This is a genomic window from Rhizobium sp. AN80A (assembly GCF_030053015.1).
GTDB lineage: Bacteria > Pseudomonadota > Alphaproteobacteria > Rhizobiales > Rhizobiaceae > Rhizobium > Rhizobium metallidurans.
Window position 1 is genome coordinate 527,037 of the sequence record NZ_JASJPX010000001.1, and the last position, 14,493, is coordinate 541,529.

At 63.6% G+C, this 14,493-nt stretch carries 16 protein-coding genes; 7 read left to right on the forward strand and 9 right to left on the reverse strand.

What is annotated here, in order from left to right; genetic code table 11:
• Positions 1–31: 31 nt before the first annotated feature.
• Together hutG and hutU are read left to right on the forward strand one after the other, a co-directional pair.
• Positions 32–832 carry an N-formylglutamate deformylase gene (hutG, locus tag P3R82_RS02490; protein ID WP_283192871.1) on the forward strand — a complete coding sequence of 267 codons (801 nt, stop codon included), beginning with the start codon at positions 32–34 and terminating at the stop codon, positions 830–832.
• A gap of 43 nt (positions 833–875) precedes the next feature.
• Positions 876–2,564: a urocanate hydratase gene (gene hutU, locus P3R82_RS02495; RefSeq protein ID WP_283192872.1), complete on the forward strand. Its 1,689-nt coding sequence runs from the start codon at positions 876–878 to the stop codon at positions 2,562–2,564.
• A gap of 81 nt (positions 2,565–2,645) precedes the next feature.
• Here the strand turns inward: hutU and P3R82_RS02500 are convergent, their stop codons facing one another.
• Positions 2,646–2,855, reverse strand: a complete 210-nt coding sequence (locus P3R82_RS02500) for a hypothetical protein (protein ID WP_283192873.1) — start codon at positions 2,853–2,855, stop codon at positions 2,646–2,648.
• A gap of 63 nt (positions 2,856–2,918) precedes the next feature.
• Between P3R82_RS02500 and P3R82_RS02505 the strand changes: the two genes are divergently transcribed.
• From P3R82_RS02505 to P3R82_RS02525, 5 genes are all read left to right on the forward strand, one after another.
• Positions 2,919–3,503: a HutD family protein gene (locus P3R82_RS02505; protein WP_283192874.1), complete on the forward strand. Its 585-nt coding sequence runs from the start codon at positions 2,919–2,921 to the stop codon at positions 3,501–3,503.
• Positions 3,504–3,680: 177 nt separating this feature from the next.
• Entirely contained in the window at positions 3,681–4,694 is a 1,014-nt protein-coding gene (tauA, locus tag P3R82_RS02510; protein WP_283192875.1) for a taurine ABC transporter substrate-binding protein, read from the forward strand.
• Positions 4,695–4,759: 65 nt separating this feature from the next.
• Positions 4,760–5,551, forward strand: a complete 792-nt coding sequence (locus P3R82_RS02515) for an ATP-binding cassette domain-containing protein (RefSeq protein WP_283192876.1) — start codon at positions 4,760–4,762, stop codon at positions 5,549–5,551.
• Entirely contained in the window at positions 5,548–6,402 is an 855-nt protein-coding gene (locus P3R82_RS02520) for an ABC transporter permease subunit (RefSeq protein WP_283192877.1), read from the forward strand. The genes P3R82_RS02515 and P3R82_RS02520 overlap by 4 nt, the downstream gene beginning before the upstream one ends.
• A 130-nt stretch (positions 6,403–6,532) precedes the next feature.
• Complete coding sequence (locus P3R82_RS02525) at positions 6,533–7,993, forward strand: FAD/NAD(P)-binding protein (RefSeq protein ID WP_283192878.1); 1,461 nt, start codon at positions 6,533–6,535, stop codon at positions 7,991–7,993.
• 30 nt (positions 7,994–8,023) lie between these two features.
• On the opposite strand, the gene P3R82_RS02530 is transcribed toward P3R82_RS02525, so the two are convergent.
• The 8 genes from P3R82_RS02530 to kduI form a co-directional block, all read right to left on the reverse strand.
• On the reverse strand, positions 8,024–8,554 hold the full coding sequence (locus P3R82_RS02530; protein WP_283192879.1) for a hypothetical protein: 531 nt from the start codon (positions 8,552–8,554) through the stop codon (positions 8,024–8,026).
• An 87-nt stretch (positions 8,555–8,641) separates the two neighbouring features.
• The gene (locus P3R82_RS02535) at positions 8,642–9,658 is read right to left on the reverse strand and encodes a diguanylate cyclase (protein WP_283192880.1); all 1,017 of its coding nucleotides are present in this window, start codon (positions 9,656–9,658) and stop codon (positions 8,642–8,644) included.
• A gap of 180 nt (positions 9,659–9,838) precedes the next feature.
• On the reverse strand, positions 9,839–10,105 hold the full coding sequence (locus tag P3R82_RS02540) for a DUF2934 domain-containing protein (protein ID WP_283192881.1): 267 nt from the start codon (positions 10,103–10,105) through the stop codon (positions 9,839–9,841).
• A gap of 140 nt (positions 10,106–10,245) precedes the next feature.
• The gene (locus P3R82_RS02545; protein WP_283192882.1) at positions 10,246–11,325 is read right to left on the reverse strand and encodes a Gfo/Idh/MocA family oxidoreductase; all 1,080 of its coding nucleotides are present in this window, start codon (positions 11,323–11,325) and stop codon (positions 10,246–10,248) included.
• A gap of 1 nt (position 11,326) precedes the next feature.
• On the reverse strand, positions 11,327–12,358 hold the full coding sequence (locus P3R82_RS02550) for a Gfo/Idh/MocA family oxidoreductase (RefSeq protein WP_283192883.1): 1,032 nt from the start codon (positions 12,356–12,358) through the stop codon (positions 11,327–11,329).
• 196 nt (positions 12,359–12,554) lie between these two features.
• Positions 12,555–12,887 carry a cupin domain-containing protein gene (locus P3R82_RS02555; protein WP_283192884.1) on the reverse strand — a complete coding sequence of 111 codons (333 nt, stop codon included), beginning with the start codon at positions 12,885–12,887 and terminating at the stop codon, positions 12,555–12,557.
• A 6-nt stretch (positions 12,888–12,893) separates the two neighbouring features.
• A complete protein-coding gene (gene kduD, locus P3R82_RS02560) occupies positions 12,894–13,649 on the reverse strand; it encodes a 2-dehydro-3-deoxy-D-gluconate 5-dehydrogenase KduD (RefSeq protein ID WP_283192885.1) in 756 nt (251 codons plus the stop codon).
• Positions 13,646–14,482, reverse strand: a complete 837-nt coding sequence (gene kduI, locus P3R82_RS02565; RefSeq protein ID WP_283193492.1) for a 5-dehydro-4-deoxy-D-glucuronate isomerase — start codon at positions 14,480–14,482, stop codon at positions 13,646–13,648. The genes kduD and kduI overlap by 4 nt, the downstream gene beginning before the upstream one ends.
• Positions 14,483–14,493: the final 11 nt, after the last annotated feature.

Sequence of the window (14,493 nt, forward strand, 5' to 3'; positions counted from 1 at the left end):
ACCCACCCGCAACCCGTGGAGCATTCAACCAATGACCACTCACGAAACCCGCCAGGGCACATCGCCCGTCATCCTCGGCTTCCCCCACACCGGCACCGACGTGCCGCCTGCCATATGGGATCGCCTGAACGACAACGGCAAGCTGCTCGCCGACACCGACTGGCACATCCACAATCTCTATGACGCCCTCCTTGATGGCGTGACTACAGTCCGCGCCACCTTTCACCGCTACGTGATCGACGCCAACCGCGATCCATCCGGCACCAGCCTCTACCCCGGCCAGAACACCACCGGCCTGGTGCCTGAGACGGATTTCGACGGCCTGTCGATCTGGAAGGACGGCGAGACGCCCGACGAGGCCGATATCGCAGAGCGGCTGCGCGATTTCCACGCGCCCTATCATGCGGCGCTTGCCGCCGAGATCGAGCGGGTGACGGCGATCCACGGCGTCGCGATCCTCTACGATTGCCACTCGATCCGCTCGCACATCCCCTTCCTCTTCGAAGGCAAGCTGCCGGACTTCAATATCGGCACCGACATGGGCAAGACCTGTGACAGCAGGATCGAGCAGGCGGTCGTCGCCGCGACGGCCTCGGCCACCGGCTACGACAGCATCCTCAACGGCCGCTTCAAGGGCGGCTGGACGACGCGGCATTACGGCCGGCCGGAAACCGGCGTGCATGCGATCCAGATGGAGCTGGCGCAGTCCACGCATCTTCAGACCGAAAAGCCGCCCTTCGCCTATGACACCGCCAAGGCCGAGCGCCTGCGCGTCCATCTGAAAGACATCCTCGAGCGCATCGCCGCGATCGCGCCGAGCCTGAAGAAATAAGCCTGAAACAACAAGCCATCCAACCCGGATAAGGGGAACCGCAATGACCAGCAATCCACGCCACAACATTCGCGATGTCAGAAGCCCTCGTGGCCCCGAGCTCAATGCAAAGAGCTGGATGACCGAAGCGCCGCTGCGCATGCTGATGAACAATCTCGACCCCGAGGTGGCGGAAAACCCGCATGAGCTGGTGGTCTATGGCGGCATCGGCCGTGCCGCCCGCACCTGGTCGGATTTCGACCAGATCGTCGCGACACTGAAGACGCTGACGGAAGAAGAAACGCTGCTGGTCCAATCCGGCAAGCCGGTCGGCGTATTCCGCACCCACAAGGACGCGCCGCGCGTCCTGATCGCCAATTCCAACCTCGTGCCGCACTGGGCGACCTGGGACCATTTCAACGAGCTGGATAAGAAGGGTCTCGCCATGTACGGCCAGATGACCGCCGGCTCGTGGATCTATATCGGCACGCAGGGCATCGTGCAGGGCACCTACGAGACCTTCGTCGAAGCCGGCCGCCAGCATTACAACGGCGACCTCAAGGGCAAGTGGATCCTGACCGGTGGCCTCGGTGGCATGGGCGGCGCGCAGCCGCTGGCGGCCGTCATGGCCGGCGCCTGCTGCCTCGCGGTCGAGAGCGACGAGACCCGCATCGATTTTCGCCTGCGCACCCGCTATGTCGATGAGAAGGCGAAGACGCTCGATGAAGCGCTCGCCCTGATCGACAAATGGACCAAGGTGGGCGAAGCCAAGTCCGTCGGCCTGCTCGGCAACGCCGCCGAGATCTTCCCCGAGCTCGTCAAGCGTATGAAGGCCGGCGGCCCACGCCCCGATATCGTCACCGACCAGACCTCCGCCCACGACCCGCTCAACGGCTATCTGCCGATCGGCTGGACCGTCGACGAGCACAAGGCCAAGCGCGAGAGCGATCCGAAGGCCGTAGAGGCCGCCGCCCGCGCCTCGATGAAAAAGCATGTCGAAGCCATGGTCGCCTTCTGGGATGCCGGCGTGCCGACGCTCGACTACGGCAACAACATCCGTCAGGTCGCCAAGGACGAAGGCCTGGAAAACGCCTTCGCCTTCCCCGGCTTCGTGCCGGCCTATATCCGCCCGCTGTTTTGCCGCGGCATCGGCCCGTTCCGCTGGGCAGCGCTTTCGGGCGATCCCGAGGATATCTACAAGACCGACGCCAAGGTGAAGGAGCTGCTCCCCGACAACAAGCACCTGCACAACTGGCTCGACATGGCGCGTGAACGCATCGCCTTCCAGGGCCTGCCGGCCCGTATCTGCTGGGTCGGCCTCGGCGATCGTCACCGTCTGGCGCTGGCCTTCAACGAGATGGTCAAGAACGGCGAGCTCTCGGCTCCCGTCGTCATCGGCCGCGACCATCTGGACTCCGGCTCGGTCGCCTCGCCGAACCGCGAGACGGAAGCGATGAAGGACGGATCGGACGCCGTGTCCGACTGGCCGCTCCTCAATGCGCTCCTCAACACCGCATCGGGCGCCACCTGGGTCTCGCTGCATCACGGCGGCGGCGTCGGCATGGGCTTCAGCCAGCATTCGGGCGTGGTTATCTGCGCCGATGGCTCCGACGATGCGGCCAAGCGCCTGGAACGCGTGCTCTGGAACGACCCGGCGACCGGCGTCATGCGCCACGCCGACGCCGGCTACGACATCGCGCTGGACTGCGCCAAGGAAAAGGGCCTGCGGCTGCCGGGGATTCTCGGGAATTGATAGAGCGAGACACCGGGCCTCAGAATGGTAGGAGGCCCGGATACTGGAGGCGGCAATCAGCGTCCTCTCGAACGTCCCCGCTCATTCCTTGTCTGTTAGGATCGGCTTGATTGGGTCTTCGGCGGGAAAGAGGTCGCCGCCATAGAACATGTCTTCGATTTCCTCGACCATCATCGTGTCGAAGTCGTCGGGAACGTTGATCATGTCCTCCATGAAACCAATGCGGCGCTTCTTCGGCGCCGTGTCCGGTTGAACGATCGGGGCGTCCTTTGCCATGTTGACGATGTCCATCACTCGCCTCCAGTGCCCTGAGTGTCCTCCACTCCCCTCCCATTTGCAACCTCCGGAGATCCCATGCCCCGCGCCACAATCCTCACCGCCAACAGCTATCGCCGCATGCCGTGGAAGAACGGTGGCGGGGAGACGGTGGAGATTGCGGTTTCGCCGGAGGGGGCCGCACATTCGGAGTTCGATTGGCGCATCAGCATGGCGACGGTCGCGACCGATGGGCCGTTCTCGATCTTCCCCGGCATCGACAGAACCTTGTCGATCCTCGACGGCGAAGGCATGTCGCTTGCGATCGACGGTCGTGCTCCTGTGCTGTTGACGCAGGAGAGCGCGCCCCTCGCCTTCCCCGCCGACGTCACGGTGTCGGCGACGCTGAAATCCGGGCCGATCACGGATCTCAACGTCATGACGCGTCGCGGTGGTCTGTGGCACCGGGTCGAACGCATCGTCGTCGATGGTGAAGTCACATTCGGCGGCGCATCCGGCACGCTGCTGGTGTTCTGCCATCGCGGCGCGGTCAATCTCACCTGGCCGGATGAAGAGGTCTCGCTTGGTGAAGGCGACACGTTGCTGCTGCAGGATGCGACAGGCATTTCGCTCGAGATGGATGGCCAGGCGCTCTGCTACCTCATCACCATGGATGCCGCCTGACGCGGCAACGACCGACAAGCCGCAATTGTCCACCGGGCAAATCAGGCGCAAAACAATATTGTCGCTATACTCTATAAAATAGATAGTTTTATCTGTGTGCCAACCATGGCCCGCCTTAGTGTTTTCCCGTCGAAACAAGTTGAGCCGGCGCACAAGCGCGGCATCTGGGGGCGAAACATGAATATCAAGGGCATTATCGCAGGACTTACACTTGGCGTGGCGGCGGTAGCCGCGCCGTTCCTCGCGCAGGCAGCCGACAAGAAGGTCGTCGTTGCCTATCAGACGGACGCACTGCCGTCGTCGGTTGCCATTGCCAATGGCGAGTTCGCCAAGGCGACGGGCTACGACATCGACTTCCGCAAATTCAATTCCGGCGCCGAGATCTTCGCGGCCATCGCCTCGGGCGACGTGCAGGTCGGCTACGTCGGCTCCAGCCCGTTCGCGGCGGCCACCTCGCGCGGCCTTGCCGTCAAGGCCTTCTACCTCTCCTCGATCTCGGGCATCGACGAGGCGCTGGTCGTGCGCGATGGTTCGGGCATCAACTCGCTCAACGACCTGAAGGGCAAGAAGCTCGCCGCAGCCCCCGTTTCCACCGACCACTATCAGCTCCTGGCGCTGATCAAGTCGCTCGGCCTCAGCGAGAAGGACGTGCAGGTCTTCGCCATTCCGCAGCCCGAGATCGTCGCCAGCTACAATCGCGGCGATATCGATGGCGGCTTCGTCTGGGATCCGGCGCTGAGCGAACTGAAGAAGAAGGGCAAGGTGCTGGTCACCTCCAAGGATGTCGCCGACAAGGGCGCGCCGACCTTCTCCGCCTGGGTCGCGGCCTCGAAATTCGCCGATGAAAACCCTGAATTCCTGAAGAGCTTCGCCGGCGTCATCAACACCTACTACGCCTCCTTCGCCAACGACAAGAAGGCCTGGGAAGCCGATAGCGAAAACGCCAAGCTGCTCGCCAAGGCGCTCGGCGGCACGCCCGAACAGCAGGCGGCAGCGCTGAAGAACCTGACGCTTCTGACGCCCGACGTCCAGGCATCCGACGCGTGGCTCGGCGGCGGCGAGAAGGCGGGTGCTGCCAAGATCCTCAAGGATACCGCCACTTTCCTGAAGGAACAGGGCAAGGTCAGCGAAGTGCTGCCGAGCTACGCCGCATTTGTGACAGCTGATGCTTTGACCAATCCGAGCAACTAAGCCGATTTCGGCGGATACGCTGGCGCGGCACCGCGCCGGCGTCCTCATTTTCGAAGAGACCTGACATGCTCAAAGTCGATCACGCGAGCGTCTATTTCCAGACACGAGACGGCCGGACGGTTCATGCGCTCGACCGCGTCTCGCTCGCCATTCCCGAAAACAGCTTCGTGGTCGCGCTCGGCGCCTCGGGCTGCGGCAAGTCCACGCTGCTCAACGCCATCGCCGGCTTCCTGCCGCTGTCCGATGGAGCGATCACGCTCGACGGACGGCCCGTCACCTCCCCGGGCGCGGATCGCGGCGTTGTCTTCCAGAAGGATACGCTGCTGCCCTGGAAGACGGTGATCGACAATGTCGCCCTCGGCCTCAAATTCGCCGGCGTGCCGAAAGTCGCCCGCCGCGAACGGGCCGAACGCCTGCTTCATCTCGTCGGCCTCAAGGATTTTACCGCGGCCTTCCCCTATGAACTCTCGGGCGGCATGCGCCAGCGCGTCGGCATCGCCAGAGCGCTGGCGACCGAACCCGACGTGCTCCTGATGGACGAGCCCTTCGGCGCGCTCGACAGCCTGACCCGCGAACAGATGCAGGAGCTCTTGGTGTCGATCTGGAAGGCGACGCATACCCGCATCTTCTTCATCACCCACTCGATCGAGGAAGCACTGTTTCTGGGCACGCAGGTCGTGGTGATGTCGCCGCGCCCGGGCCGCATCGTCGCCCGCTTCGACCTCGATTTCGTCCGCCGCTTCGCTGAAACGGGGGATGCCCGGGCGGTAAAGACATCGCCTGAATTCGCCAGCCTGCGCGAGGAAATCCGCGACATCCTGCATGGGTCGGAAGAACTGAGGAGTGCAGCCGAATGAGCGATTTCACCGAAACCGGCCGCGTCGTCATTGGTTCACCCGCGGAACAGCCGAAACTCGTGAAGATGAAGGGCTTCGGCGCGGGCGAAAAGCCAACCGTGCTGATCAGCATCGCAACCGCGCTGGTGCTTCTGGCTGCCTGGTGGCTGGTCGCAAAGCTGGCGCTGGTGCCGCGTCTCTTCCTGCCGACGCCGCAGGAGGTCTGGACACAGGTAGGCGCGATCTACAATGACGGCTATGCCGGCGCCTCGCTCTACGAGCATGTCTCGGCGAGCCTGTTTCGTATCGTCACCGCCGCCGCCATCGCTACCGTCGTCGGCATTCCCCTGGGCTTGCTGATGGGGTTGAACCGCTGGATCAAGGGCGTGCTCGATACGCCCATCGAGTTCTACTGGCCGCTGCCGCCGCTTGCCTATCTGCCGCTGATGATCATCTGGCTCGGCATCGGCGAGACCTCCAAGGTGACGCTCCTTGTGCTCGCCATGTTCGCGCCGATCTGCCTTTCGGCGCAGGCCGGCGTGCGCTCGCTGCCGATCGAACGCGTCAACGCCGCACGCTCGCTCGGCGCCCGGCCGTGGCAGATCCTGGTCAGCATCGTGCTTCCCTCGGCGCTGCCGGAGATCCTGACGGGTCTGCGGATCGCGCTCGGCATCGGCTGGGGCACGCTGGTGGCAGCGGAGCTGATCGCCTCGACCCGCGGCATCGGCTACATGATCATGTCGGCGTCGCAGTTCCTGGCGACCGACGTCGTCTTCGTCGGCATCGGCATCATCGCCGCCTGCGCCTTCTCCTTCAGCGCCGCTATCCGCATGCTGGAAGCCGTGCTCGTGCCATGGAAGGGGAAGAGCTAGGCTAGCGCCATCCCCGCTTGGCGGCGGTCGGTTACTCTATCTTGGAGCAAGGATTGGCCGGCGTTGCCAGACGGCCGACCGAGACCTAGATTACCAATGCCGAGAGACAGACCGAAATGGACCGCTGATCGTGAATGACGACACCTTCCCTTCCTCGGCCTTTTTTTCGGCCTCTTCGCAGGCCGGACCGAGCGGCGCTCGTCGGCGACCGCTGGTGGCGATCATCGGCGGCGGCATTTCGGGCGCGGGCGTGGCCTATCATCTGGCGCTTCAGGGCCGGGAGCATCCGCCCGCCATCACCGTTTTCGAGCCGCGCGCCGAGCTTGGCCGCGGCCTCGCCTATGACACGGACGACCCCGCCCACCGCATCAACGTGCCGGCGGCCCGCATGAGCCTCCTGCCGGAGCATCAGGGCGATTTCCTCGAATGGATCGAGCTCAACGACGCGATCGCCGACGATCCCGCCGCGTGCCGCGCGGACGGTGCGATCTTTCCGCGCCGTCAGCTGTTTGGCCGATACGTTGCGTCAGCGCTGCGGCCGCTCGTCGAGACGGGCGCGGTCAGGCACCGGCGCGCGCTGGTCACCGATGTCGAGCGCGATGGCGCCTTCTGGCGGATTGCGGACAGCCAGGGCGGCCAGACCTTTGCCGATTATCTTGTCATCGCGACCAGCCACCCCTCGCCGTCCACGCCATCGGCCCTGCTGGCGCTTGCCGGCTACCCGAGGTTCGTGGCCGATGCGACGGAGCCGGGCGCGCTCGACGCCATTCAACCGGATGCCCGCCTGCTTGTCGTCGGCAACGGGCTGACGGCCGCCGATGTCGTGGCGTCGCTCGAGAGCGTGGGGCACCGCGGCGCGGTAACGTCGATCTCGAGACGGGGCCTGAGGTCGAGAGGACATGCCCAGGTCCAGCAGGAGCCTTTCGGGGAGTTCGAGGCCGCGCCTGTTCACAGCGCCACGCAGCTCTTGCGCCTCGTTCGCCAGACCATCCGCGACGCCGAGCAGTCGGGCCTGACCTGGCATGCGGTGCTGGATCAGTTGCGCGGTCATGGGCACGCGATCTGGCGGGCCTTGCCCGTGCCGGAACGCCGCCGGATCGTCCGCCACCTTCGCCCTTTCTGGGACGTGCACCGCTTCCGGATCGCGCCGCAGGTGGAAGAGGTGCTGGACCGGGCGGTGGCAAGCGGCCGCATGGAAGTGCTGGCCGCTTCCGTCTCCGCGATCAGGCGCCAGGACGAAGACATCAGTGTCGTGCTTCGGTTGCGCAACGGCGTCCTGCTGGAACGGGCCTATGATGCGGTGGTCGTCACCACCGGCCCGGCACATGGCGGCATTCTGAACAGTCAGCCATGGCTCAAGAAGCTGCACGACCTCGGCCACCTGCAGCTGGACCCGACCGGCCTCGGCATCGCCTGCAACGAATTGTCCGAGGCGCTTGACGGCGACAGCCGACCAGATCCGACGCTGCTGATCTCAGGCCCTCTGGCACGCGGCACGTTCGGCGAGCTGATGGGCCTGCCGCAGATCACCGAACACACGGTGTTCGTCGCGGGTGAACTTGATATAAAAGTCGAGAAAGACCTCAAATAGCATTGATATTTCTTGATAAACCGTGACTGTCTACTGAGCGGCGCCCTCGGCGAACGCTTCCAGCTCCGGATCGAAGTCGACCTCGACGACATTGTTGAAGACGGCGGTCGCGATCATGATACCGGCGAAGGCAACCAGATCGACCAGCATCTTGGCGTCGTAGCGTTGCTTCAGTCGCACCCAGATCTCGCTCGGTATGGCGTTGGAATCGGCCACGATCGCCTTGCCGAACGCGTCGAGCAGCGCCTCTTCCTCGGAGAGTTGCAGCGCGTCCGGATCAAAGCCGTTGTTGATCAGCGCGCGGCGGAAAAAGGTGATGGCGATCTTCGAGTTACAGGCCTTCGAAATCGCATGGGAGAAGACCCAGATCGGCCGGTCGCCGATCGAGACGAGCTCGGCGCGCAGCGTGAACCATTCCGCGTAGATGCGATGCGCGGCTGGCGAATGCAGCAGCGTCCGCTTCATGTTGGTCATCCGGCCGCGAACCCTGACTTCCTCATCGTGGGCCGCGCGGATCTCGTCGGAGGCGGTGTCGTAATCGATCTGCGGAATGTGGCTCATGTCTTGTTGCTCGCTGGATCATGTCGATATCGAGCTGTTAGCGCAAAAGCGCGCCGCATGAAAAGCCACAAGCGAGCGGCATGTACCCTACGCGGCGTGGATTTGAGACGTGAAGGAGGGCTGCGCGAGACTGAAGCGATTGCGGCCTCCGCTCTTGGCGGCATATAGCGCGCCATCGGCGGCCGCGAAGATGTCCTTCGGCGCACGGTAGCCGGTGGCGAGCGCCACGCCGACCGAGCCGCCGATGCCGATATGGCGGCCATCGTCGTCGCAGGATGCCGCGAGCGAGGTGACGATCGAGCTGGCGATCCGGGCCGCCTCATCGCTCGATCCGCAGCGATGGAGCACGGCGAATTCGTCGCCGCCGATGCGCGCCACGAGCTCGGCCCCGCCGAGCACCGCGCGCAGGCAATTGGCCGCCACGCGCAGGCATTGGTCACCGGCCTGGTGACCGAGCCGGTCGTTGACCTGCTTGAAGCCGTCGAGATCGATCAGGAACAGCGCGACTGTCTGCCCCGACGCCTCGGTCGCGCAAAGCGTGTCGAAGGTGGATTGGAACTGAACCCGGTTCGGCAGGCTGGTCAACAGGTCGAATTCCGCGAGATAGCGGATCTCGTCGAAGAGCTTTTTCTCGGCGGTGATGTCCTGCTTCATGCCGAAGATCCGGACCGGGCGGTCACCCTCGCATTCGACGGTGGCGGTGATGCGTATCCAGCGGTGATTGCCCTTAGCCGTGATGATCTCGGCGTCGAGGCTGAAGCCGGATCGCTCCCTGATGGCGCGATCGCGGAGCATGGTGAGCTCGATGCGCGATCGCTCGGTATAGAGCTTGACGGTCTCGTCACGATTGAGCGGATGGCCGATGGGAAGGTCGAACAACTCATAGACCATGTCGGTCCATGCCAGCTTCTCGTCCGCGAGATTGCACTCCCACACGCCGATGCGGGCGGCACGCGAGGAATGGTCGAACAGCTTCTTCAGATGGGCAAGCTCGGCGGATGTATCCATGGAAAGCGGGTCGGCGCCGATTTCGGGCGGATGAGGACGATCGGATTGACGTCCCGTGAACCGTGACCTGACCGCGTCTACAATCGAAAAAAACATCTGCCGCCCCTGCACTTGCAAGAAGGCAATCATGCCTTCGACTGTGCATATTCCTCAGCAAAGGTTGACGTTGTACTCTAGGGATCGTTCTCCCACTAAAATATAAGGGAAACAGGCGATCGTGCTTAACGCCGGCTTAACGCGCAACACCGCGGAATGACGCCCGCGCGGCGGGGCGGATCATCTGGCGGAACGGCGCGAAGGCATTGCCTTTCCTGGCGTCTCCGGTCGATCCTCGCGATCCTCCGCCGCCCGCATGCTCCGGCCCATCGCTTTCAAGCGCTCGATCAGATCGCTGCCGTCGGCGGAGGCGCGCGTCTCTTCCAGCATCCGATATTCGCGGTCCGCCTGCTGCCAATGCTCGCCGCCGCGCCCGTCGGGCCGGCCTTCTGCTTCCCACAGCGCATAGGCACGCTGGGCGATCCAATCGTCTTTACTCAAAAACATGAAAGACCTCGAGCAACGGATTATGAAAATCAATGGATCAAGGCTGACAAATGGAGCTTAGCAAGTCGTTACTTCGGTGGGACTTTCTTTGTCCCCCCGCAGGATAAGTGCGGTAGACTTCCTGGCGGCTTCTCTCCTTGCTAACGGGCGTCTTCCGGCAGCCAGGAGCGGTAGAGCGGGTGGTCGGGAAGGATCGGCAGGGATGTCGGAAGGCCGGTGCGTTGCGAGTGGTAGGCGGCGGTGACCACTTCCAGCGAATTGCGCGCGTCGGCAACCGTCACCGGCGGCTCCTCGTTGCGGACCAGCGCCTCATGGAAGAGCTCGAACTGGCGGGTATAGCCATCCTCCCTGACCTCGTAGCGGGCGAGCGCCGCATCGACCTTATCCTGGTGCGCGTCGTTGCCCGCCTTGAAGGTCCAGGGATCGCGGCCCATCGTATAAGGCTCGATGATACTTTCGGCCACAAGGTCACGGAAGCAGAAGCGCAGGCGCGAGATCTCCCCGCGCGAGCCGAGTGTCATCGACAGGCTGGCGAGCGATCCATTCTTCATCCTGACCGAAAGCGCCGCTGTGTCCTCGACCTCGATCGGATTGACCAAGGTGGCGCCGAAGGAGAAGAGTTCGGCGCAGGGGCCGTGGATGTAGTTCAGCATGTCATGGGCATGGATCGCGTGGCCGAGCAGGCCGCCGCCGAGTTCGCTCGCCCATTTGCCGCGCCAGGGCACCGCGTAATAATCGGGGCCGCGCCACCAATGGGTCTCGATCGTCGTCAGGAACGCCTCGCCGGTCAGCCCGAGATCGATCAGCATCTTCAGCTTCTGGAGACCGGAGCCATAGCGATACTGGAAGATCGGCATCAGCTTCGGGCCGTTCGCCTTGGCGACGATGCCAACCATCTCGTCCACCTCGGCGATCGAGCCGAACAGCGGCTTCTCGCAGATCACATGCTTGCCCGCCTCGATCGCCCTGCGGCAGAGTTCGAAATGGGAGCTCGGCGGCGTGCAGATGTCGATGATATCGAGGTCGGCGCGGGCGATCATCGCCTCGGCATCCTGCGTGTATTCAGCGATGCCGAACTCCTGGCAAAGCGCCTTGCCGCGATCGGCGTCGAGCGAGCACAGAACCACGACGTCGAACAAATCCTTGTTCCACCCGAAGCCTGCCAGATGACGCGCGGCGATGCCGGCGCCGATCACGCCGACGCGAAATTTCCTGCTCATCTCAGCGCCCCCCGACCGGAGCTTGCCCTTGGCCGATCCTGACAGCGTTCGCCTGCGCCTCGAGCGACAGGCGGCAGACCTCGTAGACATGCGCCTGCGGCATCGCGGTCTCCGTGCGGTCGCGAACGTCGGCCAGGAACGCCTCGAAATAGTCGAGCTTTTCGTCGCTGCAATCGATGTGGGTCATCTCCTTGCCGTTGACGAGGAAGAGGTGATCCTTGCCGGGGCGCCCACTGATGTCGATGTACTTGCGCAGCTCGATATAGCCCTCTGTCCCCAGAATGGTCAGCCGGCCGTCGCCCCATGTCGGCAATGCCTCGGGCGTGAACCAATCGACGCGGATGTAGCCAGAACCCTTGTCCGAGCGCAGCAGTACCTCGCCGAAATCCTGGAAAGCCGGTCGGTCGGGCATGCCGAAATTGCCGACAGAGCTCGCGGCGACGGTGGCCGATGTCGAGCCGGTGTAGAACAGGAACTGGTCGACCTGGTGCGAGGCGATATCGACGATGATGCCGCCAAATTTCTCAGGGTCGAAGAACCAGTCGGGCCGCGTCGGCAGTTGCAGCCGGTGCGGGCCCATGCCGAGCGTCTGGATGACCGTGCCGATGGCGCCCGATTGGACGAGCTTGCCAGCCTTGACGGCGGAGCGCACGCAGTGGCGTTCGGAAAAGCAGATCGAAAAGATGCGGCCCGTCTCGGCCACCGTGTCCTTCACCGCCTGCAACTGCGCCGATGTCGTCACGCCGGGCTTGTCGGTCATCACGTCCTTGCCGGATTTCATGGCGCGGATGGCGAGATCGGCGCGGTCGGCCGGGATCGCCGCGATGCATATCACGTCGATCGAGGGATCGGCCAGCAACTGCTCCCGATCGATCTGCGGCGCATCGGGATAGGACTTTTCGAACATCTCGCGAATGGCGGGAACGGATGTCTTCGGGCAATAGCCGACGAATTCGGCGCCGGCGGCCAGCAATCCCTTCACATGATCGAAGGTATGCCCATGGTCGATCCCGACAACGGCAAATCTCAACATAGAAACGCGTCCTCCTCGCTTGCGGCGTGAAGCCTCCAACTATCAGGCCTCACCGCTCTCCTCGGGACAAGACAGACAGCCAAAGCGGTATCCTGTCAAGATCGACGGACGTTCCCAAGTCGGCAAGAAACGATCTATGATAATGATTTTGTTGTGTATTATTTTGTATCTAAATAGTTATTTACTCCGGTCCTTCCTATAGAAAATCATCCCGTCTCGGCGTGAAGGTGTCGATCAGCAGGCCCTTCTCGAGAGCCACGACGCCGTGGACGAGGTTGGGGGCGACGATGAAGCTCGAGCCGGCATCCAGCCTTGTGGTGACGCCGTCGACGGTGACGTCGAAAGCGCCCTCGGCGACGTAGCTTACCTGTGTGTGCGGATGCGAATGCGGCGCGCCGATGGCGCCGGGCTCGAAGCGGAAGGCGACGAGCATCGCCTCGGGGCGATGGGACAGCACGGCGCGGCGGTTGCCGGGCGCGACCTCCGTCCAGGTGACGTCGTCGGGAAGTGTGTAGTGATCTGCCATCATAATCTCCTATCGGGCAAGCCAGCCGCCATCGACCGGCAGCACTGTGCCATGAACATAATCGGAAGCGCGCGACGCAAGATAGACCGCAGTGCCCACCATATCCTCGGCCTTCGCCCAGCGGGCGGCCGGAATGCGCTTCAAGATATCGGCGCTTCGTTCGGCATCGGCGCGAAGCGCCTCGGTATTGTTGGTCTCGACATAACCGGGGGCGATGGCATTGACGTTGATGCCCTTCGACGCCCACTCGTTCGCCATCAATCTCGTAATGCCGGCAAGCCCGCTTTTCGAGGCTGTGTAGGACGGAATGCGGATACCGCCCTGGAAGGAGAGCAGCGAGGCGATGTTGACGATCTTCGCCGGCGCCTGCCGTGCAAGCGCTGCTTTCGCGAAGGCCTGGCAAAGGAAGAAGACGGATTTCAGGTTGGTGTCGAGCACCGCGTCCCAATCCTCTTCCGTGAATTCCAGCGCGTCGGCGCGGCGGATGATGCCTGCATTGTTGACGAGGATATCGGGCGAGGCGCCGGCGGCAAGGGCGCGTTCGATAACGGCCTTCGCCTCCCCGGTATCGGACAGGTCCGCCTTGAGCGATACGAACCGGCGCCCCGTCGATGTGACCGCATCCGCCGTCTCGTCCATCGCCGAGCGGCCGACGCCGACGATGTCGGCACCCGCCTGCGCCAGACCGATCGCGATGGCCTGGCCGATGCCGGTATTGGCACCGGTGACGATGGCCCAGCGGCCGGCGAGATCGAAAAGGCTCATCGCAAGTCTTCCATCGGCACCTTGTCCATGTCCGTGAAGCTCATGTTATCGCCGGCCATCGCCCAGATGAAGGCGTAGCGGCCGGTTCCGGCACCCGAATGGATCGACCAGCCGGGCGACAGCACCGCGTCGTGGTTCTTGAGTACCACATGCCGCGTCTCGCTGGGCTCACCCATGAAATGAAAGATGCGCGTCTGCTCCTGCATGCCGAAGTAGAGATAGACCTCCATGCGGCGATCGTGCAAATGCGCCGGCATGGTGTTCCAGACCGAACCCGGCTCGAACATCGTCAATCCCACCAGCAACTGGCAACTGTCGCAGACATCGGGGTGGACATATTGATTGATGGTGCGAGCGTTGGATTCTTCCGCAGAGCCAACGACCACCTTTTTCGCCATCTCGCGGGTGATGTGCACCGTCGGACACGTCCGATGCGCTGGTGCGCTCAAGAGGTAGAAGAGCGCCGGTTCCGCCGGATCGCGGCTTGCGAAGCTCAAGGCACCCTCGCCCATGCCGACGTAGAGCGCTTCCTGGAAGCCGAGTTCGTAACGCTTGCCCGCGATGCTGATCGTCCCCGCGCCGCCGATGTTGACGATGGCGGCCTCGCGCCGGTCGAGAAAGCGCTCCGTGCCGGTCTCGGCGATGGCGGCGATCTCCAGAGGCTCGCTTCCCGGCATCACGCCGCCGACGATCATCCGATCGAGATGGCTGTAGGTGAGATTGGCCTCCCCTCGGCGAAACAGGTGCTCGATCACGAAGCCGTCGCGCAGGCCTTTCGTGTCGCGCCTTGCGGCATCCTCGGGTCCAACGACCTGGCGTACTGATACTTTCATGGTCACGGGCT

Bases quoted from the DNA above. Each gene is read 5' to 3' on its own strand.
- hutG (WP_283192871.1), top strand. From the start codon at position 32: ATGACCACTCACGAAACCCGCCAGGGCACATCGCCCGTCATCCTCGGC.
- hutU (WP_283192872.1), top strand. From the start codon at position 876: ATGACCAGCAATCCACGCCACAACATTCGCGATGTCAGAAGCCCTCGT.
- P3R82_RS02500 (WP_283192873.1), bottom strand. From the start codon at position 2,855: ATGGACATCGTCAACATGGCAAAGGACGCCCCGATCGTTCAACCGGAC.
- P3R82_RS02505 (WP_283192874.1), top strand. From the start codon at position 2,919: ATGCCCCGCGCCACAATCCTCACCGCCAACAGCTATCGCCGCATGCCG.
- tauA (WP_283192875.1), top strand. From the start codon at position 3,681: ATGAATATCAAGGGCATTATCGCAGGACTTACACTTGGCGTGGCGGCG.
- P3R82_RS02515 (WP_283192876.1), top strand. From the start codon at position 4,760: ATGCTCAAAGTCGATCACGCGAGCGTCTATTTCCAGACACGAGACGGC.
- P3R82_RS02520 (WP_283192877.1), top strand. From the start codon at position 5,548: ATGAGCGATTTCACCGAAACCGGCCGCGTCGTCATTGGTTCACCCGCG.
- P3R82_RS02530 (WP_283192879.1), bottom strand. From the start codon at position 8,554: ATGAGCCACATTCCGCAGATCGATTACGACACCGCCTCCGACGAGATC.
- P3R82_RS02535 (WP_283192880.1), bottom strand. From the start codon at position 9,658: ATGTTTTTTTCGATTGTAGACGCGGTCAGGTCACGGTTCACGGGACGT.
- P3R82_RS02540 (WP_283192881.1), bottom strand. From the start codon at position 10,105: ATGTTTTTGAGTAAAGACGATTGGATCGCCCAGCGTGCCTATGCGCTG.
- P3R82_RS02545 (WP_283192882.1), bottom strand. From the start codon at position 11,325: ATGAGCAGGAAATTTCGCGTCGGCGTGATCGGCGCCGGCATCGCCGCG.
- P3R82_RS02550 (WP_283192883.1), bottom strand. From the start codon at position 12,358: ATGTTGAGATTTGCCGTTGTCGGGATCGACCATGGGCATACCTTCGAT.
- P3R82_RS02555 (WP_283192884.1), bottom strand. From the start codon at position 12,887: ATGATGGCAGATCACTACACACTTCCCGACGACGTCACCTGGACGGAG.
- kduD (WP_283192885.1), bottom strand. From the start codon at position 13,649: ATGAGCCTTTTCGATCTCGCCGGCCGCTGGGCCATCGTCACCGGTGCC.
- kduI (WP_283193492.1), bottom strand. From the start codon at position 14,482: ATGAAAGTATCAGTACGCCAGGTCGTTGGACCCGAGGATGCCGCAAGG.